Genomic DNA, 1,106 nt, shown 5'->3' with positions numbered 1-1,106 from the left:
GCATAAAATCCAGTTGAGTCCGTAAAATTGTGTAAAAAGGAAATGTAAAAAGAGCCACGTTGCTTTCCCTTTGATAGAATGAAAGTGAACCAAAAACCAAACAAAAAGGAGGAAAGCAACATGGCTCAATACAATATTACAATAAGCGATGAAATCCTGCACGGGTTCCTGTCGCAAGATCAAGGACTGGCCAAACTGTTGGAACAGGTCTTGAATCAAATCCTTGAAGCCCAGTTAACGGATCAACTTGGCGCCGGCCGTTATGAGCGCACAGAGGGGCGAAAAGGCTATCGAAACGGGTCTTATCCCCGGCAATTGACGACTCGGGTGGGACGGTTGACCTTGCGCGTGCCGCGGACAAGGGATGGGGAATTTTCCACCGAACTCTTTCAACATTATCAACGGAGCGAACAAGCTCTGGTACTGGCCCTCATGGAAATGGTCGTAAACGGAGTGTCTACCCGCAAGATCACCCAAATCACAGAAGAATTGTGCGGGACTTCGTTTTCCAAGTCCACGGTCTCCTCGTTGTGCAAAGGACTGGATCCGATGATCCAAAATTGGAATCAACGTTCCCTTCATGAACACGTGTATCCGTTTGTGTTGGTGGATGCCATTTATACGAAAGTGCGGGAGGATGGGCAGGTTCGCTCCCGGGCCGTTTTAATCGCCGTCGGGGTGAACGAGGAAGGATACCGGGAAATTCTTGGCCTGCAAATCGGAAACAGTGAATCGGAGTCCAGCTGGAGCGAGTTCTTCGGATGGCTGAAAGACCGGGGACTCCGGGGAGTGGACTTGATCATCTCGGATCAACACGGCGGGCTGGTGCAAGCGATTGAAAAGCATTTCCAAGGCGCGACATGGCAGCGATGCCAGACACATTTTATTCGCAATATCCTCGATGCCGCACCAAAGTATATGCAGGATGCCTTGCTTGAGGAGATTCGCGGGATTCTTCACGCCCCCAATAAGCAGGCGGCCCGGCTGTTATTGGAACAAGTGCTGGCCAAATGGGAAGAAAAAGCCCCAAAAGCCATGCAAATCCTTGAAGAGGGATTCGAAGACGCCACGGCTGTCTTGGACTATCCGGACGTTACCGGCGGCGC

At 51.0% G+C, this 1,106-nt stretch carries 1 protein-coding gene; it reads left to right on the top strand.

From position 1 onward, the window contains the following. Positions 1–120: 120 nt before the first annotated feature. A partial coding sequence (locus CCB157_RS17050; protein ID WP_143287144.1) for an IS256 family transposase occupies positions 121–1,106 on the top strand: 986 nt, incomplete at its 3' end.

It is taken from the genome of Caenibacillus caldisaponilyticus (assembly GCF_002003465.1).
GTDB lineage: Bacteria > Bacillota > Bacilli > Bacillales > Sporolactobacillaceae > Caenibacillus > Caenibacillus caldisaponilyticus.
Note: the sequence above shows the minus strand (reverse complement) of the source record. Positions and strands in the feature narration are given on the sequence as shown.